Here is a 26,866-nt window from a genome sequence, read left to right as displayed (position 1 = left end):
TCGACTGGAGAAAGGATCAACTTCATGGACATGCCTAAAGGCTTTTCATCTTTCGGAATCAATATCGGCATCAAAGACGACACAAAAGACTTCGGAGTCATTTATTCCGAAGTTCCCTGCAAAGCGACCGCGGTATTCACAAAAAACAATTATCCCGGAGCTCCGGTGATCGTAGGAAAGGAACACGTACAATCCGGCGTGTTGCAAGCCGTAGTCATCAACTCTAAAAACTCGAACGTCGCAACCGGTGAAAAAGGAGTTCAGAACTCCAGAGATATCTGCAAGGCAATCGGAGAATCGTTAGGCATTTCCGAAAAGCTCGTTCTTCCCTCGTCGACCGGAGTGATCGGCGTTCCGTTAAAGATGGAGGTGATTCTTCCCGCTTGTAAAAAAGCGAAATCGCTTCTGAAACCCGGAAACTTGGAAGAAGTCGCGGAAGCGATCATGACTACGGACACGAGAAAGAAAATTTCTTTCCGAAAAATTAAAACGAAATCGGGAGAAGGTACGATTTACGGGATCGCAAAAGGCGCAGGCATGATCGAACCGAATATGGCGACGATGCTCTGTTATATTCTTTCGGACGTTTCTCTTCCGGAAGGAACTAATCTTTATTCCGTTTTAAAAACTTCGGTCGATCAGAGTTTCAACTGTTTGACGATCGATTCGGATACTTCCACTTCGGACACGGTCGCATTGTTGTGCAACGGACTCGCGGGAGAAAGTTCCGTGGATGAGTTTTCGAAAGCGCTTACTGAAATCAGCATCGATCTTACCAAACTCATCGCGATCGACGGGGAAGGCGCGACGAAGCTGATCGAACTCACGATCACGGGCGCGAAAAACGAAACACAAGCGAGAAAGATCGGGAAGTCCATTCTCAATTCTCCGCTTGTCAAAACGGCGATCTACGGCGGCGATCCGAATTGGGGAAGATTGGTGATGGCCGTCGGCAAGGTTTTCGACGAACCGATCCCTTTTGAAGGTCTTCAGATTTATTTCGGAACTCTTCCGGTTAAGGAAGCGAACCCCGAAACATTGAAAAAGCTTTCCGAATATCTAAAAAATAATACTGAAATTTCCTTAAATGTAGTATTGAATGTTGGGACCGTTTCCATGAAATTTTGGGGTTGCGATTTTACGGAAAAATATATCGAAGAGAATGCTTACTACACTACCTGAAAACGAGGATATACAACCCGGTTTTAAAGAAGCGTTCCGTTCGCTCGTAACGGATTACTATCTTATTTCCGGGATCATCAACCTGTTCGCAAAGGGAATTTCGATTCTCATTGCGTTGGCTCTTTATTTTTTCGTTCTCACCGTAATTCCGACCGCAATCGAATACTACATGGAAGTCAGTCTTCTTTCGACCTTGATCTTCGCGGTGTTCATCCTGTTTCCTCTTCAGGAAAAACTCAGCGGTAAACTGAAGTCCATTCTCATTTCCGAATATTTAAGCGACGATCCGCGTTCTTCAAGACTCGCGTATCGCAAGTTCGATCACGAAGGTCTGATTCGAAACGTATTCCCCGATCTAGTTCGCTTAACAGAAAGCAATTACGGAAAACTCGCGCTTCTCAACAACGATCTAAGAACTTTCGAACTCTACACATACGCGAAGAAAAAACAGAGAAAGGTGATCACACACGACGGGATCAACCCGGACGCAAAACTTCTGCAATACATCCTCAACAAAAAGAACGGAGCGATTATCGGAGAACCGGATCAGAATCACGAGATCAACGAGGACTTCGTAAGTCTGAGAGCGAATTTCATATTGCCGTTCGTATATCGAGAAACTTTGTTCGGTTTTCTCGCTGTTTCCAACATTCCGAAAGATTCCGTAAGACAGGATTTGAGTTTCCTTTCCGGGAAATGCGGAATCGCGGTTCACAATCATATTCTTTCCTCTCAGGTCGCGGAGAATAAAAAATATAGAAAAGAATTGGAAACCGCCGGTAAGATCCGTAAATTTCTCGAAGCCGCGGAACCTCCGATGATCGGAAACATCCGAATCGAAATTCTTTCCAGAGAACCGGGCGAACTCGTTGAATTTCTCAATTCGGACGGAGAAGAAACCTACTTCGTCATTCTCAAATTAGGGGTTACGAACCAGATTTCCGTATTAGTTCTTTGTTATATATTAGGAATCTTATATTCCGCGAGAACTTCGCGGTCCGTCCAAAGTCTGAATTACATCAAGAATCTCGTGGAATCCTATCTAAAGGAAATCTCCTGGAACGAAGACTACGATCTTCTCGTCGGAGTCATTCGAAGAAGCGAGAATACGATATCGCTCAAAACTTCCGGCAAAAACTTCAAGGTTCATAGAAATTCGAACTTCGGTAAGAATCTTCTTTCCGCGGGTTGGGAAGTGGAAGAAAACATCGAAAACGATCCGTTGATTCTTACTTGGAAGAGCAGACCGATGATTTCCATTCATGATCTGAGGTTTTCTTCGTGAGAAACATACTTTTATTATTCATTTCGCTGATTCTTCTCAGCATTGCGTTGCTCGTCGGAGTTTTACAATCTTCGTCGGAAACGTTACGACCTCCTTTTTATTATTATCCGAACGGAACGATCATCCAAAGCAGCGAAGAATTTCCGGGCATTCTCGGTAAAAAAGTCGATCTTCTGGAATTGGAAATCGCGGTGAAGATGGCCGAGTCCGGACAATCTTACGAAAACGGAATACACGTTTACAACAAGGGAGTCAGTGAAACGATTCCCGTGATTCTCGCACCCAAATCCGATTACGCGGTCATTCAGGATTTTACAAGAGACATTCTGATTTCGCTTTTGTATCTTTCGGTTGCGATTTGGTTTTTCTTTTACACGAGAGATCTCTATATGCTTTTGTTGTTCGGATCCTTATCGTGTTTGAGTTTGTTCAACTTTTTCCTGGTCGGGTTTCACGAATTTCACTTCCTATTTTTCTTTTTTCTTTATTTTACAGCATTCGTAATCTTGAATATTTCATTCCGTCTTCGAGGAAAGGAACTTCCAACGCGCTGGTTTGCACCGGAGATCATCTTTTCCTTGATCGCGGGTTTTGTGGGCAAATCTCAGAAAGCGGATCCGCATATTTTCGGAATCATCGCGACCAACGGAGTTTATTTTATTCTTTTCTGCTCCGTGATTTGTATCTTCTTTCTCGTCTTGGATTCGATACGGAATCTTTTTCCTCTTCAGAGTTTATTCAAGAAGTTCAGTCTGATCGTCGCCTTCAGCGCGATTTCGATTCTTCCTTTCGTTTCCGTCGAATTTTCGGAACTCATCTCACCCGATCTTTCCAAACTTTTGATCTTATCCGCCTTTTTGATTTTTCCGGCGCTGATCATATACGGAACGTTTACGTATTCGATCGTTCCGGTTCAGATCGCGTTCAGTTCTTCGCTCACGTCGATTTATCTGATTCTGATCTTGGCGGGCGGTTATCTTTTCTTACTCGGAGCGTTTTTTAAATTCAATCCGATCGCCGCGGATAAATACTTAGAGGAATTCAATATTCTCTTTTTATGTTCGAGCGTTTATACGGCGAGTTCGATCAACAGACGTCTTTCGAGTCTTGTAGACACGTGGGGTTTTAAACGGAATCAAAAATTACATTCCGCTTTGGAGGAAATTTCGGCGATGATCAGCGCCCCGATTTCGATGAGGGCGACGATCAACAGTTTGATGAGAAAGGTTTCCGAGGCGTTGGACATCTCTAAAGTTCTCGTTTTGATTCCCGCGGATAAGTTTCCGAGAACGGATCTAAAGAATATCAACTTCATTAGAATCTCCTCAAATTCAGAAATCTGGCAGTATTTCGCCTCCAATACCGAGGTGATCGTAACCACACACCTCGCGTACGGGCTCGGAATCCGCGAATCGGTCTATAAATTTTTGCATAACTCGGGAGTGCAGCTAACGTATCCGATCTTCAATTATTCCAAGGGAAAAGAGGTTTTGGGCGTGTTTCTCGTGGGCGAAAAGAACAACAGAAAGAACTTCAATCTCGGAGAACTTCACTTTTTGAAGGAATGTACGCGAATGGCTTCGATGTTGTTGCAGAATTACGCGCTTTTGGCCGAAGAAGTCGAGAAAAAAAGAATCGTACGCGATCTCAACATGGCTTCGATCATCGACAAAACTCTTCACGTTGCGGAAGGAGAACCGATCAAAGGAATTAACATAGGATTCTTTTCGATTCCGGCGGTGGGAATCTCCGGAGACTACTTAGATCTGCAAAAATTAAATTCGAATACGATGTTGTTGGCTTTAGGAGACGTTTCAGGTCACGGATTGGGAACAGGATACCTAGTGAGCGCGATTAGAGGCATCATACAGAATCAAATTCGAAAAAAATCGGACTTATCGACGATCTTTAGAGTGATCAACTCGTTTCTTATCGAGAGATATAGAGGAAGCGAGTTCATGACTTTCATCTGCGGAGAATATAATTCTCAGGAAGAAACGTTTAAATACATCAACGCGGGTCATTCTTCTCCGATTTGTATTCGAAAAAGCGGAAAAGTAGAATTAAGAACCGAGACTCAAAGAGTTTTAGGCGTGCTTCCTACCGAGTATAAACACTTAACGATACCGATTTATCCGGGTGATAAGTTGATTTTATTCACCGATGGAGTCACTGAAACGTTCAATGATAACGAAGAGATCTTCGGTGATGAGAATTTTTTAAATCTTTTGAAGAACAATCACCAATTAAATCCGCAAGATCTAACGGATCTTGTACTAAAAACAATTCAAGACTATCGTGGAAAGAAAGATCCTAGCGATGATATATCGTTCATCTGTCTTGAAGTGAACGAGAAGACTAACGAATTAAAAAGAAATCTCTCTTAGAAATAAATTTTAAAAAAAAATGTAAAAATTTATTAAAACACTTTACATTTTTATCTTGATCCATTAATTATGTCCCTAATCACGGCGTTAAGCTCTGAAGAACATTCAGAACTTAATGTTAGTAACACGGAGGAAGAGTCAATGGTTGCAAAAAAGAAAGCAGCAAAGAAGGCAGCTAAGAAAAAAGTTGCTAAGAAAAAAGCAGCTAAAAAGAAAGTTGCGAAGAAGAAATAAGTAATCTAGCAACACACTTTCATTCTAAGAAGGGATGAAACTTTAAAACCCGCTTCTCGAAGCGGGTTTTTTCTTTTAAGGACACTCTTTCAATCGTTTTGAATCGCTCAATCGAGCGTAAATCGCATTAAATTCCTAAAAATCCGCCGAGATAACCCATCTCATCCTTCATCTCTGGTAAAATATCACCGTAAGTCTTGATCTGTTTGGATTCTCCGTCCGAATTGATCTCGTAAAGACGATATTCTTGGTTTGTTGCAGATGATTTTTCCAACTTAAAGAAACGCGTAGGCTTCTTCGAGAAACGATTGTATAAGGTGAATTTATGATAATAGAAGCCGTCTTTGTTCGCGTTGATCGGATAAGGAATAAAATATTCAGCGCCGATCAAGAGCGAATCCGATTTTACGATCACCATTCTCGTCCAAGTGGCGAGATTGATCGGATAATTCTCGTCTATAAAGGATTTCTTGTACTTACTTTCCCATATAGAAAGAATCTTTTTGCGGATTTCGTTCGCTTGTTTGTGTCTCTGAAGTCCGTTTAAAGAAATTTCAAGCAATGATAAGAGAGGAATCGTCTCATTTTTACCACTACGTGCGAGTTCAAGTTGAACCATCTTCTTGGAAGAATGAAAATCCTGATTGTATATCTCTTGCCAGATCTTTTCCTGCGCTTGCGCGCTCAACGGATCCGTGCTTTCCGATAACAGGGACAACGGAAGCGTAATCCACAACGTTGTTACGCAGATCAACGCCAATAAAAAGGCGGAATGATCCGCATAACGTCGGATCGATCGTGTAATTTCTTCCAAAAGAATCATTTTAAATCAGAGTCTGTCTTTCCGCGTCGTGATACCAAGGATATTGTCTTTCATTCCAAATCCGAAAAAAAGAATCGATTCCGCCTTTTTGCGCGTATTCTTTTTCCTCTTCCGAAGTCGGCAATAAGGTTAAGAATTTAACTTGTTTTCCGTTTTCGGAAACGAGTCCCGATAAATCCGGCGCATCGGTTAAGGAAGTAAAACTTCCCATGTCTCTGAAAAGAACGGAAGTAAAATTCAAATACAACGCTTCGGGATCTTTGCGCGACATCGTAATCGTATGTCCGTCGCCGAACCACTTGGCCATGTTCCAAGGAAAACGAATCAATTCTCCGATCAAATGAGGAACCCAAGATTCCGATCGTTCCAATCCTTCCGAACCGATTTTAACGGCGAGAAGCAATTCGATTCTCGCGTGATCCTCGTAGTCCTTGTGAAAAAGTTCCACGGTAGGCATGTTCTGCGCGCTCATTCCGATCGTGGAATAGATTAGAATTCCCGGATATCGATCGGATTGAAAACGCGCGATTCCGAGTTGAGGATATTTTCCTCCGTCCGCGGACCAATATTTATCATGTTTTCCGAATTTAGATTCCAAAAACGAAAGACGTTTCTCTTGAATTTCTTTCCAAGCGCCTTGTTTGGACCTCGCTTCCCAAAAATCGCGGGAAGCCCGCACTCGATCGGGTATAATTCCGTATTCCGAATTTCCGAGAGGATACGCCGTGATCGATTCCACCTTTGCATGCAAAGAATAACCGTGAAACCCTTTGATTCCCGACCAGGGAGGAAGAAACGCGATCAAATTCTCCTTATAAAAAAGCGCAACGCCGTCCCCTTCTTCGGTCCAGATAAAATAAAGATCCTTTTCCTCCAAAGGCGGATGAGCTTTCGTTTCGTTCACTTCGGAACGAACTAAAACGGGCGCGAGTCCGCTGGAAAGATCCTTTACGCTTCGTTTTTCCGGAGCTTCGATCCGATTACAAACCCATACGGATTTGATTCCAAATTCCGGATTTTGTTCTCCTTGAAGATAAAGATACACGGATCTTCCATCGTCTTCCAAATACGCCGTGAAGGTTCCGTAAGGGTTCGCTTCCTGATAGATTACTTTCGGTTCGGTTGAATGAGTCATTGTCATTGAATGGGAATTTCCACGATTCTCTGTTTAAATTTTTCGAGAAGGGATCGAATCGCTTCTTCGGTTCTATATTCGTTTAATATTTCGGGATAATAAAAAGAAGAATTGAGAAGGCCCGTAAGTTCGATCTCGTTCCAAATCTGAAAAGAATCCAATACCAACGTAACTTCGTCCGAGATCGGTTCCCGGTTTTTTTTGTATCGAATGAATGTTTCGACTGCGCGAGTGGGAGTCATCGGTTTTTTATACATGCTTTCCTCGGTCTTTAGACAAGGTTCCAGCGGAATGAGAATGTTTCAACTCTCTAAAGAAGCGAACGAATACGAGGAAACGGAAAAAGGAGGGCGGAAAAATAAAAAAACCGGGAGCGTTACGGCTTCCCCGGTTTCAATGGACTCGAAAACTAACGGTGAACGTATTGTTTTAGAGCGCGAATAGGAATTCTTTCCCGGGAAACCCTGGTTTTATACTGCTCAAAGAGAATTAAGAATAGTAGTGTTATCAGAAATAAGTTTTCCATACATACAGTTGACTATAATTCCCACGAAAAATCGATTCATTTTGGAAATTTTTTTCCAAAGTTTTTAAGAATCGTTTCGATCTTTTTGGAAAAAAATTGACTGAATTTAAAACGGGCGTTTTGAGAGAGGACGAATCCGATCTCAGTCTTTTAGAATACTCTTTGCGGCCGCCTTGATGGAATTCTTCAGTTTCGTTCTACTTCCGGCGCTGAGTTTGGCCATGATCTCGATCGTTTTTACGAATTCTTCCGCGGCAAGATCGACCATATCCGCAAGACGGATGTCGTTTTTTTTAACGGAAGAATTTATCGGCCTTTTATTTTTTTTCGGAGCCGCTTTCTGAATTTTGGTCTTTTTCTTTTGGACCATGATTGAATTCCCCTAGGCAAAGAATGCTGAAGACGGATTCTAACCTTGCTTCGGTTCGAATCCAGCAGAAAGTGATTCTTATTCTAAAAATATTCCCATCACTCGATAGCAGTCCATTTTGTTTTCCGAAATTTCGAAAACGGATCCGTCCGGTCCGACTTCCTGCAATTTAATCGTATCGGGAAAGCCGGTTTTAGAGACAGAATCGGAAACTACGAAGAAGGTGGAATATTTTCTAAGATTGAGACAGTTTTCGACCCTTCTTCCGTGAAGAAACATCGTTCCTTCCTGTTCGTTGGAAGAATCGGAATCCGGGATCAAAATCAAATCGGAACCGTTAAAAATCCTGACTTGACCCGTTTGAACATTCTCAGCCTTTATGTGCATAGCGATCCATTCCCTAGAGAATTTCTCTCATCTTAGAATCCGCAAGAGCCCTTCACTACTTTGACTCGATAAAACTTCGAACTCTTGGAAAATGTACTGACTTATGATCGTGGAAATTTCTTTCAGTTCAAGATAAAATTCCTTTCAAAAAACCGTTTTCATTTACGATTTTTAATTTCGAACGATCGATTTGCAGGGCCTGATCGGTTTTGAGAAGTTCTCCTTTGGAATCAAAGACGTTTACCATCACATATCTTCCCGCTTTCATTTTTACGAGCGCTAAAGAATAAGGCGCCTTCGTAAATGAACCGGGATTCATATTCACGGTTGTGGAAGAATAAACGGTTCCGACTTCGTTTTCCTTGGCTCCGTTTTGATTTAGAAAAAGACGTCTCGGCTTTACCTTCTTCGGTTTTAACTTGGAAGGCGTCGAAGAAAAGATCGCGACCGAATTGATGCTGTCCACTCCTCCATTTCCGCCCACCAAGGATTTTCCGGGACGAGTCGTTTGAACGTTCGGAACCGAACGGGAATACAATCCGTAATGCGCGGCGACGTCGATCAAACCCGTGGCAGCGGACATGGACATGGCGGCTTGGTAATTTAGAATTCCGCCCATTTCGTTTACGGAAATCGTTTTACCGTTTTTGAATATTAGCTTTCCATTCTTTAAACTTTCTGCCGCGTCCTTTTTGGACATTCCGAAGTATTCGGAGGATTGTAGAATCACCATTCCCGTAAAACAATCGTAGATCCAAGCGTAGTCGATGTCTTCTCTTGCGATTCCCGCGGACGCAAAGGCGATATCACCCGCTCTTCCCGCCGGAGTCGCAAAATCTCCCTTGAGCATAAAGTATTCGGCATGGGCCGCGTGACCCGCACCGATCAGATACATCGGATCGATTTCTTTTTTGATCTTACCTTGCGATTGGAGTTTTTTAGCCTTCTTCTCGGACATAAGAAGAGTCGCAAAGCCGTGATCCGTTACGATTGCGATCATAGGAGCCGGATAGGGATCCGCGATCGTTCTTGAAAGTTGCTTTTCGGTGATCTCTTGTTGATAAACGCTGGCCCTCGGATTTACGATCGCGTTCGCTCTGAATTTTTTCGTGATCGTTTCCAAATCCTTCTGCGTGATTTCGTTTTCGAACATCATTCTTTTCATCAAAAGTCCGTACATCGCGATCAAGGTCGCTCCGTAGTTGAGTTCGTACACGGGATGACATACGGTTTCGTTCAAACGTTTCATATCCGATACTTGTCTAAACGACGACTTGGGTATATCGGCCGCGGCGATCAACACGACGGCTTCCGGATCGGACTGGAGAATGGTTCTCGCTTGCCCCAAGGCTCCGGTCACGCTCGCTCCGCCTAAATCCACAAGATGAGAACGAAAGCCCGTATAACCGAGTTCGTTTGCGATCCGAACGCTATGACCGTATCCGGTTTTACCCAAGGACGCGGGTTCGATGCTCACAAAATCCGTGAGAATGTCCTTGAGAGTTTCGGGTTTCATTTCCAGAAAACCGAGAAGATCGGATATTGATTTTTTATAATGTTCTAATACTTTTTTTTCTCCGGACCATTCTTTATACTCTTCCGAAAAGTCGGAGGCGACGGAGTCGCTTATTCCCAGTAAGACAGGATTCATGAATCTTCCTTATGATTTTTGATTTTTGTGAAATCGATTTCTACGTTAAAAACTTTTTTCATGCGGATCGACGTCGATACGAACGTTCGGATCGTTTGAAAGAATCAATTCGATCCGGGCGGAAGAACCTTACATTCTCCCTTGCCGATCGTATCCCCTTTCTGATTGGTCCAGAGAATTTTCATCTCCACCATCTTCATCTTCGCGATCTTATTCTTCACTTCGACCGTACAAGTCACCGTATCTCCCGGATAAACCGGCTTACGAAACTTGGTGACCGTTTCCAAGGCTACGGTTCCGAGTCCCGGAAGTTTCATCCCGAGAACGGGCGCGAGCAAGGAAGCCGCAAGACCTCCGTGTGCGATCCGAGTTCCGAACATCGTGGTTTTTGCATATTCTTCGTCGACGTGGAGCGGATTAAAATCTCCGCTGATTCCCGCGAAAAGATAGATATCCGTTTCCGTGATCGTTTTTGAAAAACTCGCCTTGTCTCCGATTTCTATTTCTTCGTAGGATTTCCCTTTTTGATACATTCGAATTTTCTCCGTTCTATTAAACCGACACCGCGTTGCCTAAGATTCCTTCTTTCAGGAATTCTATACAACTTTCTATTTCTTTTTCCGGCGCGTTTAAATTTCCGAACGCACGAAGAAGTTCGTTTACGCCATTCTCATCCAACTCTTTGAGATATGCGATTCCTCTAATATAACGAGCCGTGAGATAATACGCGAGAATGTTGAGATCTCTTTCCTTATCGGAGGTTTTATAGTGATTGCTGTCCGTCATCAAGTCCCAAACGCTCAATTTTAAAATCGTGGTCGTCGTCAAAAGATCCGCAAAACCGAATTCAAGGGCTTGTCTTTTTTTCCGTTCCGGATTTTCTCCCACCGATCGAACCAAGGAATCCAAACAACGAACCAAATCTCCGATCGCGGTTCCTTTGATTTTTTGTTCGGTTACGTTTCGAATTTCATCCGAAGCGGCGCTTTCGATGATGTTTCTAAACTTATCGTATCCGCCGTAACTCGCGGAGATGATACTTCTTTGAACTTCCGAAGTTCCTCCTCCGATCGTTCCCAACTTAACGTCTCTGAATAAACGACTTACATGAACCTCTCTCATGTAACCCATTCCTCCGTGAATTTGAACGGCGTCGGACGCGATCTCTTCGCTTACTTCGGATGCGAAAAGTTTTAAGATAGAGCTTTCCATAGGAAGACTCACGTCGGGTTCGTTGTCTTTTTTACGGGCAACGAAGTATAATGTTCTTCTCGAAGCGCAAAGATAAGCCCAAACTCTTGCGATTTTTTCCTTCATCGCAAAAAAGGAAAGAATGGGTTTTCCGAACTGGTGTCTTTGCCACGCATATTGAATACAACTTTCGACCGCGTTCTCCATTCCTCCCATCAAGGCCGCGAGCAACACGGTTCTTTCCCACTCCAAGGTCGCTTTACCGATTCTTAAGAAGCCCGAGTTCAAAGGTCCTAAAAGATTTTCATCGGGTATAAACATATCCTCGAACGAAAGTTCCGCGGTTGTCGATGTGTTGTGTCCTAACTTTTTTAAAACCTTGGAAACACGAAAACCTTTGCGATGAGATTCTACGATAAACGCGGAAACACCCATAGGTCCGCGGGACTTCGTAGTGCGAGCCATGATGATAAAAATCTGGCCGATCGGTCCATTCGTGATAAACATCTTACTTCCGTTGAGAATAAAACCGCCTTCGGTTTTTTCAGCGTAGGTTCTCATACCGGCCGCGTCGGAACCGGAATCGGGTTCGGTCAAACCGAGACCGGCGATCCATTCTCCTGAAGCGAGCTTAGGCAAATATTTATTTTTTTGAGCTTCGGTTCCTTGAAACAAAATCGGAAGAGTTCCGATGATCATGTGCGCGCCCCAAGAAAGTCCGAAACCCGAGTCCAACGAACCGGAGTTAAACGCCTCTTGCGCGAGACAACATTGAAAACAAGAACCGCCTTGTCCTCCGTATTGTTCGGGAAGCGGGATTCCTAAAAGTCCCATGGAACCCATTTCTTTCCAGAGTTCGTCGTCCCAGGTGCAGTCCTCGTCCCTTTGTTCCACGGAAGGAAGCGCCTTTTCTTTGGCGAAATCCTTGACCGTATTGTAAAAATCCTTGTCTTCGCTTTCCAAATATGGGTTTAAAAACAACATGTTACTTGATTAACTCCGTTACTTCTTTATTAAAATTCTCTAATATTTCGTTTCGTTTTATCTTTAAGGTTCGCGTCATTTCACGGTCCGGATCGAAAGGACGAGGAACGATATAAAACGCGTTTTGAGGGATCAACTCGAACGCCTTAAATCCTCCTTTGCGGGAAACGCGCGAAGAGATTTCGTTTTTAAAAATCTCGCGGATCTTCGGGTTTTGATTCCAGAGTTTCGGATCTTCGGGAAGACCTTCGATTTCGTTTTTCATTCTATCAAAATCCGGAACAATTAAAACCACAAGATGTTTGCTTTCATGTCCCGTAACCATCACCTGATTGATATAGGGAGAATTTAACAACTGATCCTCGATCGGAACCGGTTCCACGTTTTCTCCACCGGCGAGTACGATCGTGTCTTTCGCTCTGCCCGCAAAGGAAAGTTCTCCCCTATAATTGATACGCATGATATCGCCCGTGTCGAAAAAACCTTCCTTATCGAAAACGACCTCGTTGAGTTCGGGGCGTTTGTAATAACCCATCAAAATTTGTTTCGACTTCAACCAAAGAGTTCCCTTTTGAGAATGTCCGTTTAAAACGAAACCTCCTCTTTCGTCCTTTAAACGATATTCGTATCCGTCCACTGGAATTCCCACGGTTCCGGAAGAAGGTCGATGCGGATCTCGAATCGAAGTCACCGCGGAAGTTTCCGTCATTCCGTAACCTTCCAACACGATCAAACCGATTGCGGATAAGAATTTATCGACGACACTCGGAAGCGCGCTCCCCGCAGAAACCGAAACTCTGAGCCTTCCTCCGAGCGCTTTGTGAACGGATTGAAAAATTCCGATCGCGCCCAACTTCAAAGGGAACAACAAAACGAGTTTGATCAATGCGATCGTTCTTTTGAAAAGCTGAGAGAGAAAAAAAGGTTTTTCCAATTGAAAGTCGTAACCGAAAAGAATCGATTTGTTATGCGACCAGATCATTCCTACTTTTAAAAAGAAATGAAAGAGATTTCGTTTTAACGCGGATTCTTTGGAAACTTTCGTCATAATTCCGTTGTACAGAGATTCCCAGATTCTCGGGACGGAAGGAAACAGAGTCGGACGAAACTCCTTCAAATCGTCTCTTAAAGACGTAATATTAGAAATTAAGAATGTAACTCCCAGTGCGACGGTGCAGTATTCGATAGCGCGTTCGAACGCGTGCCAAGGAGGAAGCAGACTAACGCCAGAATCTTTCGAAGTCAATCCCACGAAACGAATCACCTTTTCCACAGCGGAGATCCAACCGGATTGATTGAGCATCACTCCCTTCGGAGCCCCGGTCGTTCCGGACGTATAAATCAAAGTCGCAAGTTCGTCCGGAGATTTTTCGTTTAAACGAGTACGAATCGCGTTCGGATTTTTTTTGAGATATTCTCTTCCGGATTGAATCAAACTCGAAACACTTTCCGGACCCGATTTTAATTCTCCCGAATCGTCCTCTAAAACGAAGATCGTTTTGATACTGGGAATTTTAGACGCGAGTGTAAGGAGTCTTTGTTTATCTTTTTCTTTTTGAACCACCGCATATCTGCTTTCGGAATGATTTACGATATACAGAATATCGTCGTCGACCACGTCTGTACCTCTTGGAACACAAACCGCACCGGAACTGATGATCGCCAAATCGGCTAAGAACCAATTCACGCTCGAATCGCACAGATAAAGAATCTTATCTTCCTTCGTGATTCCTTCCGCGATCAAACCCGCGGTCATCTCGTCGACTTGTTCTTTCAATCGGGAGAAGGTTCTTCCTTGAATTCCGCTTTCGGTTCGTTTGCAAAAAGTTTCCTTATCGGGAAATCGTTTCGCGGATCTTTCTAAAAAGTCGTATAAATACTTAAACTCGGCTTCCAAATGCTTTCCTCAAAAGAAACATCTCTTTCGGCAGAAAGAATAGAAACGGAATTCGCTCGATCAAGTTATTTTTGGATTGTCGAATTAAATCGAAACAAAATGAATCTTCGTTCATCGTCGATAAATAAACATTTGTTCATCGCCAAAGGACGTTTGTTACGAAAAAAACGAGAAACCGATCCGAACAAAGGAAAGTTATAAGTCGAATATAAGTAATCGGGTCGTGCGCGTTGCATCGAGCAAAAAAGCGATTTGAAAAATTCTAAATCGGATTCTTAAAGTCGATTTTGAAAGACTTTAGCAAATCTAAGAATTGTTTTTCGTCGTAAACGGAGATTCCAAGTTCATTCGCTTTTTCTAATTTAGATCCGGCGCCCGGCCCGGCCAACAAATGAGTCGTTTTGGAACTTACCGCGCTCACCTTTCTGCCGCCGTAATAAACGATCAGATCCATAGCCTTGTCCCTGGGCTGAAAGTTTTCAAACGAACCGGTAACACACCAGGATTGTCCCGCGAAAGGTTGTTGATCCGCGACCTTTACCGCGTCGGCTTTCATCTTGAGTCCGGCTTTTTTGAGACGATCGATGAGTTTTAAAATTCTTTTATCGGAAAAATTCTCCTGAAACGCCTGAACCGTGGAAGGTCCGATGCCGGGAATTTCCAATAGAGAATCGATTCTTTTTTTGTCTTTGGAGATGGAAAGAATCTCGTCCATCGAATCGATTCCGTGTTCGATCAACAATTCCGTAACTTTGTGACCGAGTTCGGAAAGTCCGAGCGAAGGAAGGACAAAACGAAAATCCTTTTGTTTGGATTGTTCGATTCCAGCGAGAATGATCGCTACGCTTTTTTCTCCGAATCCTTCCTCTTCCATCAATTTATCTTTTTTATCTTTGAGGTCGTAAAGATCGGCTACGGATTTTATATAACCGTGATCGTATAAGAATTCGATTTGTTTATCTCCGAGTCCTTCGATGTCCATCTGCTTTCTTTGACAATAAAAGATGATTCCGTTCTTCACACGATCGGGACAATCCGGGTTCGGACAGAATAGATCGACGAGATTTTCTTTTTTGATCGTCTTCGTCTTACACGATGGGCAACGATCCGGAATTTGAAACACATCTTTTCCGGGAGTAACTACCTCTTCGACGGCTGGAATGATTTCTCCGCGTTTCGCGACGCGAACGATCGCTCCGATCCCGACTCCGAGTTCGTTTATATAATCCTGATTGTGAAGAGTCGCAAACGTTACGGTGGTTCCCGCAAGACTGACCGGTTCGATCTCCGCCCTCGGTGTGATCTTTCCCGTACGACCGACCGCGTATGTGATGTCCACGATCTTACTTTCCTTCATCACCGCGTCGAACTTATACGCCCTCGCCCATCGCGGAGAATGAGATGTATAACCAAGCGCGTCCCGTTTGGAAACGTCGTTGAGTTTGATCACAAGTCCGTCCGTTGGAAATCCGAGTTTGTCTTTTTTCTTTTTAAAATCCTGGATCGTCTTTGCGATCTTAGCGCCGGTCGCAAAAACCGTGTCAGGCGGAACGGGAAAGGTAAGTTTTTCGAGTTTGTTTAGAATTTCCTGATGTGTTTTGAACTTTTTAGCGACATCGGGAAACGTCGCATCGTATGTAAAAATTCTCAGAGGACGTTTTGCGGTATCCGTGGAATTTTTTTGTTTGATCGATCCCGCAGAAAGGTTTCGTGGATTCGCGTATTTTCCCGAAGAAAGTTCGTTGAATTCTTCGAAATCCTTAAAGGTCATAAAAACCTCGCCTCGAAGATAAACCGTAATCGGTTCCGGCAATCGCAAAGGAATATTACGAATCGTGCGTATATTATCGGTTACGTCGTCTCCGATTCCTCCGGAGCCGCGCGTGACTCCGTTTTGGAGAATTCCATTTTCATAATACAATACGATGGAGGCTCCGTCGATTTTCCATTCCACGGAATAAAGTCCGTCCGGATCGGTTTTATTGACCCAATCCAAAAGTTCGTCGTCGTTGTATGTGTTGATCAGCGACAAGACGGGAAGTTTGTGTTGGAATTTTTCGAAGTCCTTATCCAAGTCCGAACCGACGACTAACGTGGGACTTGCGGGATCCTTGAACTGCGGAAATTCTTCCTCTAAATCCTGGAGTTTGCGAAACAACTGATCGAAGTCGTAATCGGAAATTTTGGCCTGATTTTTAACGTAATATAAATACTGGTGATGACGGATTTCGTCGGAGAGTTTGGAGATTGTTTTCTTAGCCTCTTTCTCCGAAAGAGTTTTTTTAGGATCGTCTTTCTTCTTTGGCATATCGACTCCGGATTGAAATCAATAAACGGGGACTTTGAGATAGTCCATCGGATCCGTGCGGTTGGATTCTCCGATCCATACTTCATAGTGCAAGTGCGGGCCGGTTACGTTTCCGGTGGAACCTACGGTCGCGATCAGATTTCCTTTTCGAATCTGTTGTCCGTCTCTTACGAAAATTTTCGTACAGTGACCGAAAAGGGAAAAGTAACCGTTGGCGTGTTGGATCACGATATGATTTCCATAACCGCGGTTCGAGTAGATCACACGATGAATTCTTCCGTTACCGGTCGCATAGATCGGAGTTCCGGGAACGTTCGCAAGATCGATCCCGTCGTGGTATTCCATATAACCGGTCGTAGGCGAACGTCTCGTTCCGAAGTAGGAAGTGAGATTGTAAGAATACAATGGTTCTCCGAACGGAATCGCATCCATCACGTCGTATCTGAGATTTAGAAAATCGTAAACGCTATCCATCAACGGACGATGTTTGTCCATATAAACGCGGGCCGTACGATAACCGTAAATTTCGGAAAGATAACTTCTTCCCAACATCAGATCCTTGTCGGCCGCTTCTTCCGTTTTTAATTCCGCAAGCGCGATTGTTTCGATATCGGATTCGTCCGGAAGTTTCAACATCTCGTCGCTTTGACCGTCGATGAGAGAATAGATCTCCTCTAAATTCTCCGTAAGCGCGAGAAAATCGTCCTGAACTCCTTCGAGTTGTTCGGAGTATTCGATGTATTCATCGAAGTATTTTCCGTAAACTTGAGCGAGCGCGTTGATTTGTTTTCTAGTATTGTTGTATTTTACGATCCCGAAGACCGCGATTCCCAAAATGGAAACCAAAAGACCGAATAAGAATACGATCGTAAAAACCGAAATTTGAAAATGAAAGGATTTATCAAAACCGTGGGGAATGAGAAGGACGGTCAGTCGTTGGTGACCCTTCTCCTTTACTTGATCTAAACGTTTGCGGATTTCTTTTTCCATGGGAATAGACTCCAAAGAAAGAGTCTATTCCGGGGAAGTACAGGTCAAGTGGAAACCAGATCCATTAGCATTCCGTACTTGGGTCTTAATGTGACTAAAGGTTCCAATTCGACCTTATGACCGGGTACCGGCTTTAAATCGTATTTTCGAGCGATCATGCTGAGGATCAAAATTCCTTCGGTCATCGCAAATACGTTTCCGATGCAGATTCTGGGGCCGCCTCCGAATGGAATGTATGCATACTTCGGTCTATCTTTCGAGTTTTCTTCGGAGAATCTTTCCGGCCAAAACCTTTCCGGTTCCTTCCAAAATCTCGGATCTCTGTGAATCGAATAGATACAAATCGAAACGTTGGTTCCGGTTGGAACGTGATAACCGCCGACCGTATCGGGTCCGAGCGCGGAACGTTCCACGGTCCATGCGGGCGGAAACAAACGCATCGATTCTTCCAAAACCATTCTCGAATAGGTGAGCGAACCTACGTCTTCCAAAGTAGGAATTCTTTCCCCGAGAACGCGCTTCGCTTCCTCTTTGAGTTTGGAATAAATTTCGGGATGATTGGACAAAAGATGAAACGCCCAAGTCAACGCGTTAGCCGTCGTTTCGTGACCCGCGAGCAAAAGTGTGATCGCTTCGTCTCGCACTTGTTCGAGGCTCATCTTTTCGCCCGTTTCCTCGTCTTGGATTTCCAACAACATACTGATCAAATCGTTGGAAGAATTTTTTCTTCTCTGATCGATGAGTTCGTAGATGACCTCGTTCATTGCGTCGATCGACTTTAAAAGTCTTCGATTTCCGGGTAAGGGCCAATGAACCGGAGGAGGAAAAACCATCGTCAATCGTTTGGTCAATTCTTCCATCGCAGTCTCCACGTTCTTGGCGATGATTTCGGAATATTCTTTTACGTCGGATCGAAAGAGGGTTTTTCCCACGATCGCAAACGTAAGTTTCATCATCTCTTCGGAAAGATCGACTCGAAGAGTTTTGTTCTTTTCCTTGGAATCCCATTCCTCAAAAAGATTGCGGGTCTCGTCGGCCATAATATGAGTAAATTCTGATATTCTTTGTCTGTGAAAGGCGGGTTGGATCAATCTCCTTTGTTTTTTCCAAAAGTCGCCTTCGGAAGTCAAAAGACCTTTTCCCAAAACACGTTTGAGTTCGCGGTAGAATACGCTCTTATGATAATTGGAACTATTCTCCTGAAGAACGTGACGCACGTCTTCGGGGCTTTGAATCATATAAATTCTAGTTCTTCGGATTCCGAAAAGAACCACGTCTCCGTGTTTCTTTTTCATATCTTCGAAGAATCCGATGATGTCTCTACGCATTCTCGGCAAATGACGAAGCGCGAAAAATCCGTACGAGCCGGGGGGAGTTTTGATTTTTGGGACGTCCTTTTTAGGGGAACGACTGGAATTTAGGGTAAACATTGGGATTCTCCAAGTTTGTTTTATTTCCGGTAAACCGGTTATTCCAGCCGAGACACTCGATTGCGGAACTGCAAAATCGCGTTCCGCTTTATTTATAGGTTTGAAGAAGAATTTTAGAAATTTCTAATATGCCGTTCTTATCTCCGGTCCAAAGACGCTTCGATCAAAGAATCCACATCCAAAGAGACGGGACCGCTCGGCATCGTTTCTTCCTTATAAAAAGAATTTTGCTGCACCTTGGTTTGAGCTTCCACGGTCGCTCCGTAAATCTGTTCTTGCACCCAGGAATGCAATTCGTTCCGCGCGATCGCAGATTCTTGATTTTCGAAAAATGTCAGCCAAACTATGGAGCTGGAAAAAAACGCGGACAAGAAAGTAATCAGCGCCAATTGAAGCATTCTCCAACGACGTTTTTTATAAACCGCGTCGCAGATTTTAGAACTCCAAACCTTGCTGCAAAGTCTGTCCGAGATTTCTTTGTCGAATCCGTTCGATTTCATACTGGCTTGATCCTATTCTCTCACTCTATTTATTTATCTACGAAAATTTTCTTTAGCATTTGTTTTCCACGGAAGGCCCTGGACTTTACGGTCCCTTCGGGAATACTCAGCTTTTCGGCAATCTGTTGTTCCTTGTAGCCTTCGCCCACAAGACTCAGCACCGATTTGTACTTCCATGGAAGCATAGCTAAAAGATCTTTCAATTCAAAATCGGTGAAGCTAACGGAAGCCGCCTCTTTTTCTTGAATCGAATTGTCCAAGATGACCTTCTCTTTCAACTTGCTTGCAAGAGCGGTTTGTCTGGATCTCTTTTGATTCATTCGCAACGATTCGTTTCTTGCGATCGTATAAAGCCAAGTGCTTACGGAAGAATCTCCGCGGAACTTGTTCGCGGATAAACTTTTATAGGCGCGGAAATACGTTTCTTGCACCACGTCGTCGATGGAATCGTGAAATTCCTCGAATAAATTCTTTTTTATCGCCGAAAGTACGATGTGTTTTGTCGAATCGATCAATTCGGTAAATTCTTTTTGGTCCATGGATACCTCAGTGTAAGATTCCTTGTATAGGAAGGATAATTCTCTCCGGAGAAAAAAGATTCACGGGGAATCCGGGCTCCGGGGGAGCGGAAGGTTCTTTGATTTTGGATTTTTGATCCTGGGTCAGTATTTTTTCGATAGCAAGACGATGAGAGATTTGATTGATCCGAATTTCGGCCGTATATTTTCCGATCTCGACCAAAAGTCTGCGGATCTTCGTTAAATCAACGTTAGGCTCCATCAAAAGTCCTTCGAGTTCGATCTCGATCGGAGAAATTTTTTGAAGCCATCTAAAATGTTCCTGTTTATGTTTCTCGTTGATCTTGGAAATTTCATCCAATTGTTTTTCGGAAAGGGAAAAACGTTCGCGGACCACGTCCACGTTTCCGAAAACGAGACCGAAACTTCTAAGTTGGCGGATGGGTGCCAGCTGTCGAACCGGCGGAGGGTTGCTTGAATCCGCACCGGAACGAAGCCCCATCAATTCCTGGGAAAAAATTCCCGCCGGAGCTAAGACGCAACCGGCGACAGTAATTCTGACAAATGAATTCAGGAGATTCATGAGGTATTTGCTCAATCGATAAGACCCGTACTGCAATGGTTTGTTTCCTATTTCGAAAAATTTTCCCGATTCCGATTCGTTGGAAAGAAAAAAAGGACTTTCTCGTTTGAATTTGGCTTGTAAGCCCGGAAAAAAACCTTCCTGATTTTGACGGATTCCGGATTTCGTGTTGAACCTAAATTTTCTCAAAAAATCGAAATTTTATACCCGAGCTTTTTTAATTCTTTGTCTGATCCTCGCGGCGCCGATCGCGATCGATTTTAGCTTCGAAGAATTGTATCTCCACACCGAAAAATATCAGAATCATCGATCGGCAAGACCGGCCATGGTCGCGGTCGTTCCCGGAGCTTCGGTTTATAAAAACGAACCTTCCGCCGTTTTAAAGGATCGTTTGGATTGCGCTCTGGAATTGTATCATCAAGGCAAGGTAAAGAAAATTCTTCTTTCGGGCGACAACGGTTCGATTTACTACAACGAAGTAAAGCCGATGTTGCTTTATATTCTTAAGAATGAAGTGAACGAAAAAGATATCTTCGTGGACCACGCGGGCTTTCGAACGTTAGACACATTGGTCCGAGCGAAGGAGATTTTTCAAGTCAAGGATTTGATCTTCGTCAGCCAAAGGGTCTATCAACCTCGTGCCGCGTTTTTGGCGAAAAAGATCGGTTTGAAATTTCAGGCTTTCGAATCCGATCGCAGAATTTACACGAGCGGACCTTTCAGCCGATTCCGAGAATTTTTTGCGAGAACCTTGGCTTGGGTCGATATGAATCTTTTTAAAACGAATCCGAAATATTTGGGCGATCCGTTTCCGATCGAAGGAAGCGGTGTGAAAACCTGGAAAGGTTCTGTGCTTTAGAGTTTTATAATATTCAAAATTGTCGGAGTTACGACGGGATTGCGGATCAGGATTCTACTTGCGTAAAGTATGATTTTTTGATATGGGTGATTTTGTTCGGGTTTTCCCACCGCCCGCCCCCCACCCTAAGCGCGGGCGGGGCCGCAAAAGTTTCACTACAAGATCGTCGGAGTTACGACAAAGTCGAAATCCACTCGTAAACGTCGCGAACCGTATCCGTTAAACCGAACCGAGGCTCCCAACCCAGTTGACGGAGTTTTCCGCTATCTCCGAAAAGACGTTTCATCTCGGCCGGACGAAACCGAGAAGGATCCACTTCGACCGGAATCGTTTGCCCCGAAACGGAAATGATACGATCCAACACTTCTCGAATCACAACTTCTTTACCGGAACAGATATTATAGATTTCTCCGGGTTTTCCTTTTTCGGAAAGAATTCTATAAGCGCGCACAACGTCTCTCACGTCCAAAAAATCCCTCGTAGAAGAAAGATCGCCGACTTGAATTCTTCTTTCGGATTCGGATTTTTTCAGAGCTTCCAAAACCTGAGAACAAAAATTAGGAATTACGAAATTAGGATTTTGTTTCGGACCGGTGTGATTGAAAGGTCTCGCGATCACGACTTCGAGTTCGGGAATCCATCGATGATATTGGAGGCAATAAATTTCCGCGCAGGACTTCGAGGAAGAATACGGATTTAACGGAGCCGGAACGACCGACTCTTGAACGGGAAGAGAAGACTCGGAAACGTTACCGTAAACATCCGAAGAGGAGATATAAACGAATCGAACCTTCTTTTGCAAGGAACGCAAAGATTCTAATATATTCAACGTTCCGTGCACGTTGATTTCCAAGGTTTCACCCGGATCTTCCACGGCTCTGGGAACGAAAGGTTGCGCGGCAAGATGGAAAACCGTGTCCGGCGCAAATTCGTGAATGATTTTACGGACCCGTTCTAAATTGCGTATGTCGCATACGGAAGAACGATACGATCTCGGAAGTTCGGAATCTTCTTCCACATTCGGTCCCGGCACGACCCCGACTCCTAAAAATTCGGAATAAGATTCTTTCAGTTCCTTCAGAAGGTAACCGCCTACGAATCCCGCCGCTCCCGTTATCAAACACTTCATAGAATTCTTTGTTTTCCGTAAAAATACTGTTGTTTTAGAAAATGAATAAAAAACAATCGAATAAAATTCTCTACCCTTTTGAGCATGGAAGATAAATTTCAGGAACTATTCGAAATCAGAGATTCTCGGATCAACATCCGCGAGATCATGGAAGAAATCGAAGCCAAGCTCAAAAAAAATCCTTCCACAAAAGAAGATATAGAGAAACTCACTCATTGGAAATTTTCACCGCCGAGCCCGGAAGGTTATCGGGATTTTGATCCGGCGGAAATCGCGCATCTTTTCGAGAAGGGAATTTCTCCCCCCAAGTTTTCCAATCCGAAACTTTGGTTCGTACGCGGACCTCTCAAATGGCTTTTGATTCGGTTCTCCGAATTCTATTCTTTTTTGGATAAGAAACTTTCCGAAAACAGAACTCGCGCCTTCTACAGCGTGTTGCACGAGTTGATTCTCATCCGTTCCGAAAATCAAAATCTAAAACGGAAGATGGAATCCTTTTATTCCGAATTTTTAGAATGGAACCAAGCCATCGGAAAAGAAGTCAGACCCGAATTTCTTTGGGCCAACGAAAATCTTTACTCGGAAAATTCCATAGAGGAAAGCGAGAACTTCCTGTTGGAATCGATCAATCCTTCCGAAAAAGTTTTGGTCTTATCTCCGGGTTGGGGAAGAATTCTCAAACAACTTCTGAAGTTGGGTTCTCAGTTCGATTCGATCAGCTGGAATCAATCCTGCGTGGAATTCATCTCGGGTTCCGTAACGACGAACATTCGTTTGGAAGAACCGGGAGCGATCCCGAAAGATTGTTCAGAATATTCTAAAATCATAATATCCGAAAACTTGTCGATTCATCCGCATTGGCTGATCGAAAAAGCGCTCCGCACTCTCAGTCTTCGCGCGTCTTCGGGGACGGAAATCCGTTTTCGTTTTTCAAACGAGAATTCCAACTATCCGTCTCCGTTTTTGCCTTTGAGACTTACGAAAATACAAGAACCTTTGATCCGAGATTATCTCAAACAACTCGGTTTTAGAAACATCATAGAAAAAAAATCCGAAGACGGTTTCACCGTTCTTTCCTTCCGAAAATGAAAGTCTATCAGCACGTCACCGAGTTTCGGGACGGTGACGGAATCGGAAACGACATCAAAGGAATTCGAAACGTTCTCGAAAACTTGGGAGTTGCGAACTCCGTTGTCTGTTTAAAAAACTTTTCGAAAGAATCCTTTTCGATCGAAACGCATCCCGACGTTTCCCGTTTTTCAAAAAACGACGTTCACATTCTGAACTACGGCGGTTGCGGTTATCCGTTGGATTGGTTTCGGGATCTTCCGGGAAAAAAAATCGTTCGTTACCAGAGTTTCACACCGGCGATTTACTTTAAGAATTTCGTAAGTTCCGAAATCTACAACACGCTTCAACTCGAAGAAAAACGTTCCTTGCTCGAGTTGTATTCTTTGAAAAACGAAACGGATTTGTTTTTACCTTCTTCGGAATTCAACGCGAACTTTCTACAATCGCTCGGGGTTACGAACGCGCTCGTTCTTCCCATCGTAAAAAAATATCCGGTCCGGGAAAAAAACACAAAGGACAAACGGGAATTTACGATCGGATTTATCGGAAGGGTTTCTCCGAATAAAAAAATGGAAGACCTTCTTTTTTTACTCGAGTCGATTCTGAAATTCAGACAAAACGTCCAACTTCTGATCTGCGGAAGCGTTCCAGCTGTTTTTGAAGAATATTATAATTTTCTAAAGAAGACGATTCTCCGCAAACGATTGACCGGAAACGTTCAGATCCGCTTGAACGCGAACGATTCCGAAATGGAGAATTTTTTAAATTCGATGGATCTTTACGTTTGTATGAGCGAACACGAAGGATTCAACATCCCGGTTTTGGAAGCCTTTGGAGCCGGCATTCCCACGATTTCTTATCACGCGGGCGCGACGCCGGAAACCATGAAAACCGGAGGAATTCTTTTTAAGGACAAGTCCGCTCCGGCGATGAATCTGCTCGCCGGTTTGATCGATACTCTTTTGGAAAAGAAAACGTTACGCGAACAAATTTCCGAAAACGAAAGGGAAATTGTCAAACGATACAATTCTTATCCGTTCGAAAATCTTTTTAAAGAGAAAATTCTGGCATGAGACAGGTTCAACAATTTTCGGCGGGTTTTAATCCGGGAGACGCGATCAGCAACGAAATGTTGGAGATCCGCAACTACTTAAAGGATTTGGAATATAAAGGCGATATTTTTTCCGAGAACATAGGCGCATCGAAACTTCCGTTCGTAAAAAAATACAAAACCTACGGCAAATCCTCCAAAGATATTTTATTTTATCATCATTCGATTCATTCCGGGGTTTTCAATTTTTTGAGAAGTTTCCGATCGCCGAGAATATTAATTTATCATAATGTAACTCCGCATCATTTTTTCGAATCCTACGATCTAAAGATGAGTTATCTTTTGAAAAAGGGAAGGGAAGAATTGACGGAGATGAGGAATCGATTCGATCTAGTTTTCGCGGTCTCCAAGTTCAATCAAAAGGAATTGGAAGAATTAGGATTTCAGAATGTGGGAATTCTTCCCATCACGTATCAGTTGTCCGAAAATTTTCCCAAGATCGAAAAAACCGAAGCTCCGATCAAAAAGATTCTTTTCGTGGGCCGAATTACCCCGAACAAAAGACAAGACGATTTAATCCGACTTGCATATGCGTATAAGACGATGTTCTCCGATCAGTTTCAATTTTATCTCGCCGGTTTCAGTTCGAGAGAATTGTATCTTTATCGCGAAGAACTGGAAAGAATGTTGGACTTTTACGATCTCAGAAAGAACGTTTTGATCACCGGTTTTCTTTCGGACAACGAACTCAGCAATCTTTATCAAGAAGCAGACGCGTTCGTTTCTATGAGCGAACACGAAGGTTTCTGCGTTCCGTTGATCGAAGCGATGGTGCATCGAATTCCCATCCTCGCGTACGCCGGAGGCGCGGTTCCCGAAACCTTAAACGAAGCGGGCGTTCTTTTTCGCGAAAAAAAATTTCCGGATCTTGCGATTCTATTGAATAAGATTTTGACCGATTCTTACTTTAAGGATCAAATTCTGAAAGGCCAGGATTTGCGTCTGGAAGAATTTAAAAAGACGGATTCAAAATCCGTTCTCAGGAAAACAGTTGAAACCCTCTCTTAAAAAGATCGCGGTCGTTTCTCCGATTTTTTCGGATAAGGTTTCCGGCGGTTCCGAAAAGCTCATCTTTCAATTCGTGGAATTGTTGGCGGCCGATTTCGAGATCACCGTTTTGACGACTCGAAGTTTGGATTATATCACTTGGAAAAATTCGATTCCACTTTCCGAAAATAATATTTTTCAAGAATCGTCCAACCCTTCCAAACCGATTCGTTTCGAGGAAAAAAATTCTTCCCTCGGCGGCAAATATAAGGTTCTTCAATTCACGGTTGAAAAACAAAGAAACATAGAACGCTTCAATCGCCTTTCCAAAAGAATTCTGGATGAACCTTCCCTTCAAAATAAGGAAAACGTAAATCATTGGCTGGAAGAACAAGGTCCGTATGTTCCCGAGTTGGTTCAGTTTATCGAATCGCGTAAGAGCGAGTTCGACGTTTTTTTCTTCGTAAGTTATCTTTATTATCCTCTGGTTTTCGGAACTCCGTTGGTCGCCGAAAAATCGATCGTGATTCCGACGTTCCACGACGAAGCGCCCGCTTATCTTCCCGTATATAAGGAAGTTCTAACGGACCAAAGCTCGTATTCGTTCAACACTCCGGAAGAATTGGAAGTGTTTCAAAACATTCTCGGATATAAACCGAGCACGTATTCGATTACGGGAATGAATTTGAATCTGGATCGTTATTCGGACAAATCCGCGAAAGGTTCGGATCACGCGGACAAAATCGATTCTTCCGTTGTCGACGAAACACCCTTCCTGCTTTACGTAGGCCGTGTGGATCAGGGTAAAGGATTTCTCGAAATGGCGGAGTGGTTTGCGGAATGGAAAAAGAACACGAAACTTCCGCATAAACTGAGAATCGTAGGAAAGATCGCCTCTAAGATTCCGAATAAAATATTAGAAAATCAGAATATAGAATTTCTGGGTTTCGTCGAAGAAGCGATCAAACTCGAACTGCTCCAGAGTTGCGTTTGTTTGATCAATTCTTCCCCTTTGGAAAGTTTTTCCATCGTTTTGATGGAAGCTTGGTTGAAAGGAAAACCCGTTCTTGTAAACGGAAAATCGGACGTTCTCAAAGGGCATTGTCTTCGGAGCAACGGCGGACTTTTTTATTCGGATCGAAAGAGTTTTTTCGCGACCTTAGATTACATTCTCGATCATCCACTGGAATCGATCTCAATGGGTCAAAACGGAAAGAGATACGTGGAACGGAATTTTAATCCGACCACCGTGCGCGAAAAACTTCTTCGTTTGATCGAAAAGACGATTCAGAAAAAATACGCAGGACTTTGATCTTTCAAAATCAATC

Annotated in this window: 24 protein-coding genes; 8 read left to right on the top strand and 16 right to left on the bottom strand. The window is 43.5% G+C overall.

The window, feature by feature from the left end; translation table 11 throughout:
- Positions 1–30 precede the first annotated feature (30 nt).
- The 3 genes from argJ to LEP1GSC052_RS17690 are packed head-to-tail and all read left to right on the top strand — an operon-like array spanning position 31 to position 4,854.
- Complete coding sequence (argJ, locus tag LEP1GSC052_RS17700) at positions 31–1,182, top strand: bifunctional glutamate N-acetyltransferase/amino-acid acetyltransferase ArgJ (RefSeq protein ID WP_010572926.1); 1,152 nt, start codon at positions 31–33, stop codon at positions 1,180–1,182.
- Positions 1,163–2,467: a hypothetical protein gene (locus tag LEP1GSC052_RS17695; protein ID WP_010572927.1), complete on the top strand. Its 1,305-nt coding sequence runs from the start codon at positions 1,163–1,165 to the stop codon at positions 2,465–2,467. Before argJ ends, LEP1GSC052_RS17695 begins: the two co-directional genes overlap by 20 nt.
- Entirely contained in the window at positions 2,464–4,854 is a 2,391-nt protein-coding gene (locus LEP1GSC052_RS17690; protein WP_010572928.1) for a GAF domain-containing SpoIIE family protein phosphatase, read from the top strand. Before LEP1GSC052_RS17695 ends, LEP1GSC052_RS17690 begins: the two co-directional genes overlap by 4 nt.
- Before the next feature lie 361 nt (positions 4,855–5,215).
- Here LEP1GSC052_RS17690 and LEP1GSC052_RS17680 read toward each other — a convergent pair whose 3' ends face one another.
- The 15 genes from LEP1GSC052_RS17680 to LEP1GSC052_RS17600 form a co-directional block, all read right to left on the bottom strand.
- Positions 5,216–5,911 carry a hypothetical protein gene (locus tag LEP1GSC052_RS17680; protein WP_010572929.1) on the bottom strand — a complete coding sequence of 232 codons (696 nt, stop codon included), beginning with the start codon at positions 5,909–5,911 and terminating at the stop codon, positions 5,216–5,218.
- Between the two features lies 1 nt (position 5,912).
- Positions 5,913–7,046, bottom strand: a complete 1,134-nt coding sequence (locus LEP1GSC052_RS17675; protein WP_040913173.1) for a suppressor of fused domain protein — start codon at positions 7,044–7,046, stop codon at positions 5,913–5,915.
- Between the two features lie 2 nt (positions 7,047–7,048).
- Positions 7,049–7,303, bottom strand: a complete 255-nt coding sequence (locus LEP1GSC052_RS17670; RefSeq protein WP_010572931.1) for a hypothetical protein — start codon at positions 7,301–7,303, stop codon at positions 7,049–7,051.
- Positions 7,304–7,714: 411 nt separating this feature from the next.
- Positions 7,715–7,942, bottom strand: coding sequence for a hypothetical protein (locus tag LEP1GSC052_RS17660; protein ID WP_020986247.1), 228 nt, complete (start codon positions 7,940–7,942; stop codon positions 7,715–7,717).
- A 78-nt stretch (positions 7,943–8,020) separates the two neighbouring features.
- A complete protein-coding gene (locus tag LEP1GSC052_RS17655; RefSeq protein ID WP_010572935.1) occupies positions 8,021–8,329 on the bottom strand; it encodes a hypothetical protein in 309 nt (102 codons plus the stop codon).
- 127 nt (positions 8,330–8,456) lie between these two features.
- Positions 8,457–9,980: a thiolase C-terminal domain-containing protein gene (locus LEP1GSC052_RS17650; RefSeq protein ID WP_010572936.1), complete on the bottom strand. Its 1,524-nt coding sequence runs from the start codon at positions 9,978–9,980 to the stop codon at positions 8,457–8,459.
- A 104-nt stretch (positions 9,981–10,084) separates the two neighbouring features.
- Positions 10,085–10,513 carry a MaoC family dehydratase gene (locus LEP1GSC052_RS17645; RefSeq protein WP_010572937.1) on the bottom strand — a complete coding sequence of 143 codons (429 nt, stop codon included), beginning with the start codon at positions 10,511–10,513 and terminating at the stop codon, positions 10,085–10,087.
- 19 nt (positions 10,514–10,532) lie between these two features.
- Complete coding sequence (locus LEP1GSC052_RS17640) at positions 10,533–12,155, bottom strand: acyl-CoA dehydrogenase family protein (protein WP_010572938.1); 1,623 nt, start codon at positions 12,153–12,155, stop codon at positions 10,533–10,535.
- Between the two features lies 1 nt (position 12,156).
- Positions 12,157–14,052: an AMP-dependent synthetase/ligase gene (locus LEP1GSC052_RS17635; protein ID WP_010572939.1), complete on the bottom strand. Its 1,896-nt coding sequence runs from the start codon at positions 14,050–14,052 to the stop codon at positions 12,157–12,159.
- A gap of 262 nt (positions 14,053–14,314) precedes the next feature.
- Positions 14,315–16,360: an NAD-dependent DNA ligase LigA gene (gene ligA, locus LEP1GSC052_RS17625; RefSeq protein ID WP_010572941.1), complete on the bottom strand. Its 2,046-nt coding sequence runs from the start codon at positions 16,358–16,360 to the stop codon at positions 14,315–14,317.
- An 18-nt stretch (positions 16,361–16,378) separates the two neighbouring features.
- Positions 16,379–17,350, bottom strand: a complete 972-nt coding sequence (locus tag LEP1GSC052_RS17620; protein ID WP_020986445.1) for a peptidoglycan DD-metalloendopeptidase family protein — start codon at positions 17,348–17,350, stop codon at positions 16,379–16,381.
- A 44-nt stretch (positions 17,351–17,394) separates the two neighbouring features.
- Complete coding sequence (locus LEP1GSC052_RS17615) at positions 17,395–18,780, bottom strand: cytochrome P450 (protein WP_020986111.1); 1,386 nt, start codon at positions 18,778–18,780, stop codon at positions 17,395–17,397.
- 137 nt (positions 18,781–18,917) lie between these two features.
- On the bottom strand, positions 18,918–19,280 hold the full coding sequence (locus LEP1GSC052_RS17610; RefSeq protein ID WP_010572944.1) for a hypothetical protein: 363 nt from the start codon (positions 19,278–19,280) through the stop codon (positions 18,918–18,920).
- Positions 19,281–19,309: 29 nt separating this feature from the next.
- On the bottom strand, positions 19,310–19,819 hold the full coding sequence (locus tag LEP1GSC052_RS17605; RefSeq protein WP_010572945.1) for an RNA polymerase sigma factor: 510 nt from the start codon (positions 19,817–19,819) through the stop codon (positions 19,310–19,312).
- Between the two features lie 7 nt (positions 19,820–19,826).
- Positions 19,827–20,381 (bottom strand): Spy/CpxP family protein refolding chaperone, encoded by a 555-nt coding sequence (locus LEP1GSC052_RS17600; protein ID WP_040913674.1) that lies wholly within the window; start codon positions 20,379–20,381, stop codon positions 19,827–19,829.
- Positions 20,382–20,547: 166 nt separating this feature from the next.
- Between LEP1GSC052_RS17600 and LEP1GSC052_RS17595 the strand changes: the two genes are divergently transcribed.
- Positions 20,548–21,240, top strand: coding sequence for a SanA/YdcF family protein (locus LEP1GSC052_RS17595; RefSeq protein ID WP_040913171.1), 693 nt, complete (start codon positions 20,548–20,550; stop codon positions 21,238–21,240).
- 172 nt (positions 21,241–21,412) lie between these two features.
- Here LEP1GSC052_RS17595 and LEP1GSC052_RS17590 read toward each other — a convergent pair whose 3' ends face one another.
- Complete coding sequence (locus tag LEP1GSC052_RS17590; RefSeq protein ID WP_010572949.1) at positions 21,413–22,369, bottom strand: GDP-mannose 4,6-dehydratase; 957 nt, start codon at positions 22,367–22,369, stop codon at positions 21,413–21,415.
- 84 nt (positions 22,370–22,453) lie between these two features.
- Here LEP1GSC052_RS17590 and LEP1GSC052_RS17585 point away from each other — a divergent pair, with 84 nt between their 5' ends.
- Genes LEP1GSC052_RS17585 through LEP1GSC052_RS17570 form a run of 4 tightly spaced genes read left to right on the top strand, consistent with a single transcriptional unit; the run spans position 22,454 to position 26,850 of the window.
- Positions 22,454–23,458 (top strand): LIC_10202 family protein, encoded by a 1,005-nt coding sequence (locus tag LEP1GSC052_RS17585; protein WP_020986149.1) that lies wholly within the window; start codon positions 22,454–22,456, stop codon positions 23,456–23,458.
- On the top strand, positions 23,455–24,513 hold the full coding sequence (locus LEP1GSC052_RS17580) for a glycosyltransferase family 4 protein (RefSeq protein WP_020985849.1): 1,059 nt from the start codon (positions 23,455–23,457) through the stop codon (positions 24,511–24,513). The genes LEP1GSC052_RS17585 and LEP1GSC052_RS17580 overlap by 4 nt, the downstream gene beginning before the upstream one ends.
- Positions 24,510–25,559, top strand: a complete 1,050-nt coding sequence (locus LEP1GSC052_RS17575; RefSeq protein WP_010572952.1) for a glycosyltransferase family 4 protein — start codon at positions 24,510–24,512, stop codon at positions 25,557–25,559. The genes LEP1GSC052_RS17580 and LEP1GSC052_RS17575 overlap by 4 nt, the downstream gene beginning before the upstream one ends.
- The gene (locus LEP1GSC052_RS17570; RefSeq protein WP_020986241.1) at positions 25,543–26,850 is read left to right on the top strand and encodes a glycosyltransferase family 4 protein; all 1,308 of its coding nucleotides are present in this window, start codon (positions 25,543–25,545) and stop codon (positions 26,848–26,850) included. Before LEP1GSC052_RS17575 ends, LEP1GSC052_RS17570 begins: the two co-directional genes overlap by 17 nt.
- The last annotated feature ends 16 nt before the right edge of the window (positions 26,851–26,866 follow it).

Source organism: Leptospira kmetyi serovar Malaysia str. Bejo-Iso9 (assembly GCF_000243735.2).
Taxonomy (GTDB): Bacteria; Spirochaetota; Leptospiria; order Leptospirales; family Leptospiraceae; genus Leptospira; species Leptospira kmetyi.
The sequence above is the reverse complement of the archived record's forward strand: the minus strand, read 5'-3'. Positions and strand labels throughout refer to the sequence as shown.

What these genes read in the sequence shown, in the direction of transcription:
- argJ (WP_010572926.1), top strand. Translation starts at nt 31, where the DNA reads ATGCCTAAAGGCTTTTCATCTTTCGGAATCAATATCGGCATCAAAGAC.
- LEP1GSC052_RS17695 (WP_010572927.1), top strand. Translation starts at nt 1,163, where the DNA reads ATGCTTACTACACTACCTGAAAACGAGGATATACAACCCGGTTTTAAA.
- LEP1GSC052_RS17680 (WP_010572929.1), bottom strand. Translation starts at nt 5,911, where the DNA reads ATGATTCTTTTGGAAGAAATTACACGATCGATCCGACGTTATGCGGAT.
- LEP1GSC052_RS17675 (WP_040913173.1), bottom strand. Translation starts at nt 7,046, where the DNA reads ATGACTCATTCAACCGAACCGAAAGTAATCTATCAGGAAGCGAACCCT.
- LEP1GSC052_RS17670 (WP_010572931.1), bottom strand. Translation starts at nt 7,303, where the DNA reads ATGTATAAAAAACCGATGACTCCCACTCGCGCAGTCGAAACATTCATT.
- LEP1GSC052_RS17660 (WP_020986247.1), bottom strand. Translation starts at nt 7,942, where the DNA reads ATGGTCCAAAAGAAAAAGACCAAAATTCAGAAAGCGGCTCCGAAAAAA.
- LEP1GSC052_RS17655 (WP_010572935.1), bottom strand. Translation starts at nt 8,329, where the DNA reads ATGCACATAAAGGCTGAGAATGTTCAAACGGGTCAAGTCAGGATTTTT.
- LEP1GSC052_RS17650 (WP_010572936.1), bottom strand. Translation starts at nt 9,980, where the DNA reads ATGAATCCTGTCTTACTGGGAATAAGCGACTCCGTCGCCTCCGACTTT.
- LEP1GSC052_RS17645 (WP_010572937.1), bottom strand. Translation starts at nt 10,513, where the DNA reads ATGTATCAAAAAGGGAAATCCTACGAAGAAATAGAAATCGGAGACAAG.
- LEP1GSC052_RS17640 (WP_010572938.1), bottom strand. Translation starts at nt 12,155, where the DNA reads ATGTTGTTTTTAAACCCATATTTGGAAAGCGAAGACAAGGATTTTTAC.
- ligA (WP_010572941.1), bottom strand. Translation starts at nt 16,360, where the DNA reads ATGCCAAAGAAGAAAGACGATCCTAAAAAAACTCTTTCGGAGAAAGAG.
- LEP1GSC052_RS17620 (WP_020986445.1), bottom strand. Translation starts at nt 17,350, where the DNA reads ATGGAAAAAGAAATCCGCAAACGTTTAGATCAAGTAAAGGAGAAGGGT.
- LEP1GSC052_RS17615 (WP_020986111.1), bottom strand. Translation starts at nt 18,780, where the DNA reads ATGTTTACCCTAAATTCCAGTCGTTCCCCTAAAAAGGACGTCCCAAAA.
- LEP1GSC052_RS17610 (WP_010572944.1), bottom strand. Translation starts at nt 19,280, where the DNA reads ATGAAATCGAACGGATTCGACAAAGAAATCTCGGACAGACTTTGCAGC.
- LEP1GSC052_RS17605 (WP_010572945.1), bottom strand. Translation starts at nt 19,819, where the DNA reads ATGGACCAAAAAGAATTTACCGAATTGATCGATTCGACAAAACACATC.
- LEP1GSC052_RS17600 (WP_040913674.1), bottom strand. Translation starts at nt 20,381, where the DNA reads ATGAATCTCCTGAATTCATTTGTCAGAATTACTGTCGCCGGTTGCGTC.
- LEP1GSC052_RS17590 (WP_010572949.1), bottom strand. Translation starts at nt 22,369, where the DNA reads ATGAAGTGTTTGATAACGGGAGCGGCGGGATTCGTAGGCGGTTACCTT.
- LEP1GSC052_RS17585 (WP_020986149.1), top strand. Translation starts at nt 22,454, where the DNA reads ATGGAAGATAAATTTCAGGAACTATTCGAAATCAGAGATTCTCGGATC.
- LEP1GSC052_RS17580 (WP_020985849.1), top strand. Translation starts at nt 23,455, where the DNA reads ATGAAAGTCTATCAGCACGTCACCGAGTTTCGGGACGGTGACGGAATC.
- LEP1GSC052_RS17575 (WP_010572952.1), top strand. Translation starts at nt 24,510, where the DNA reads ATGAGACAGGTTCAACAATTTTCGGCGGGTTTTAATCCGGGAGACGCG.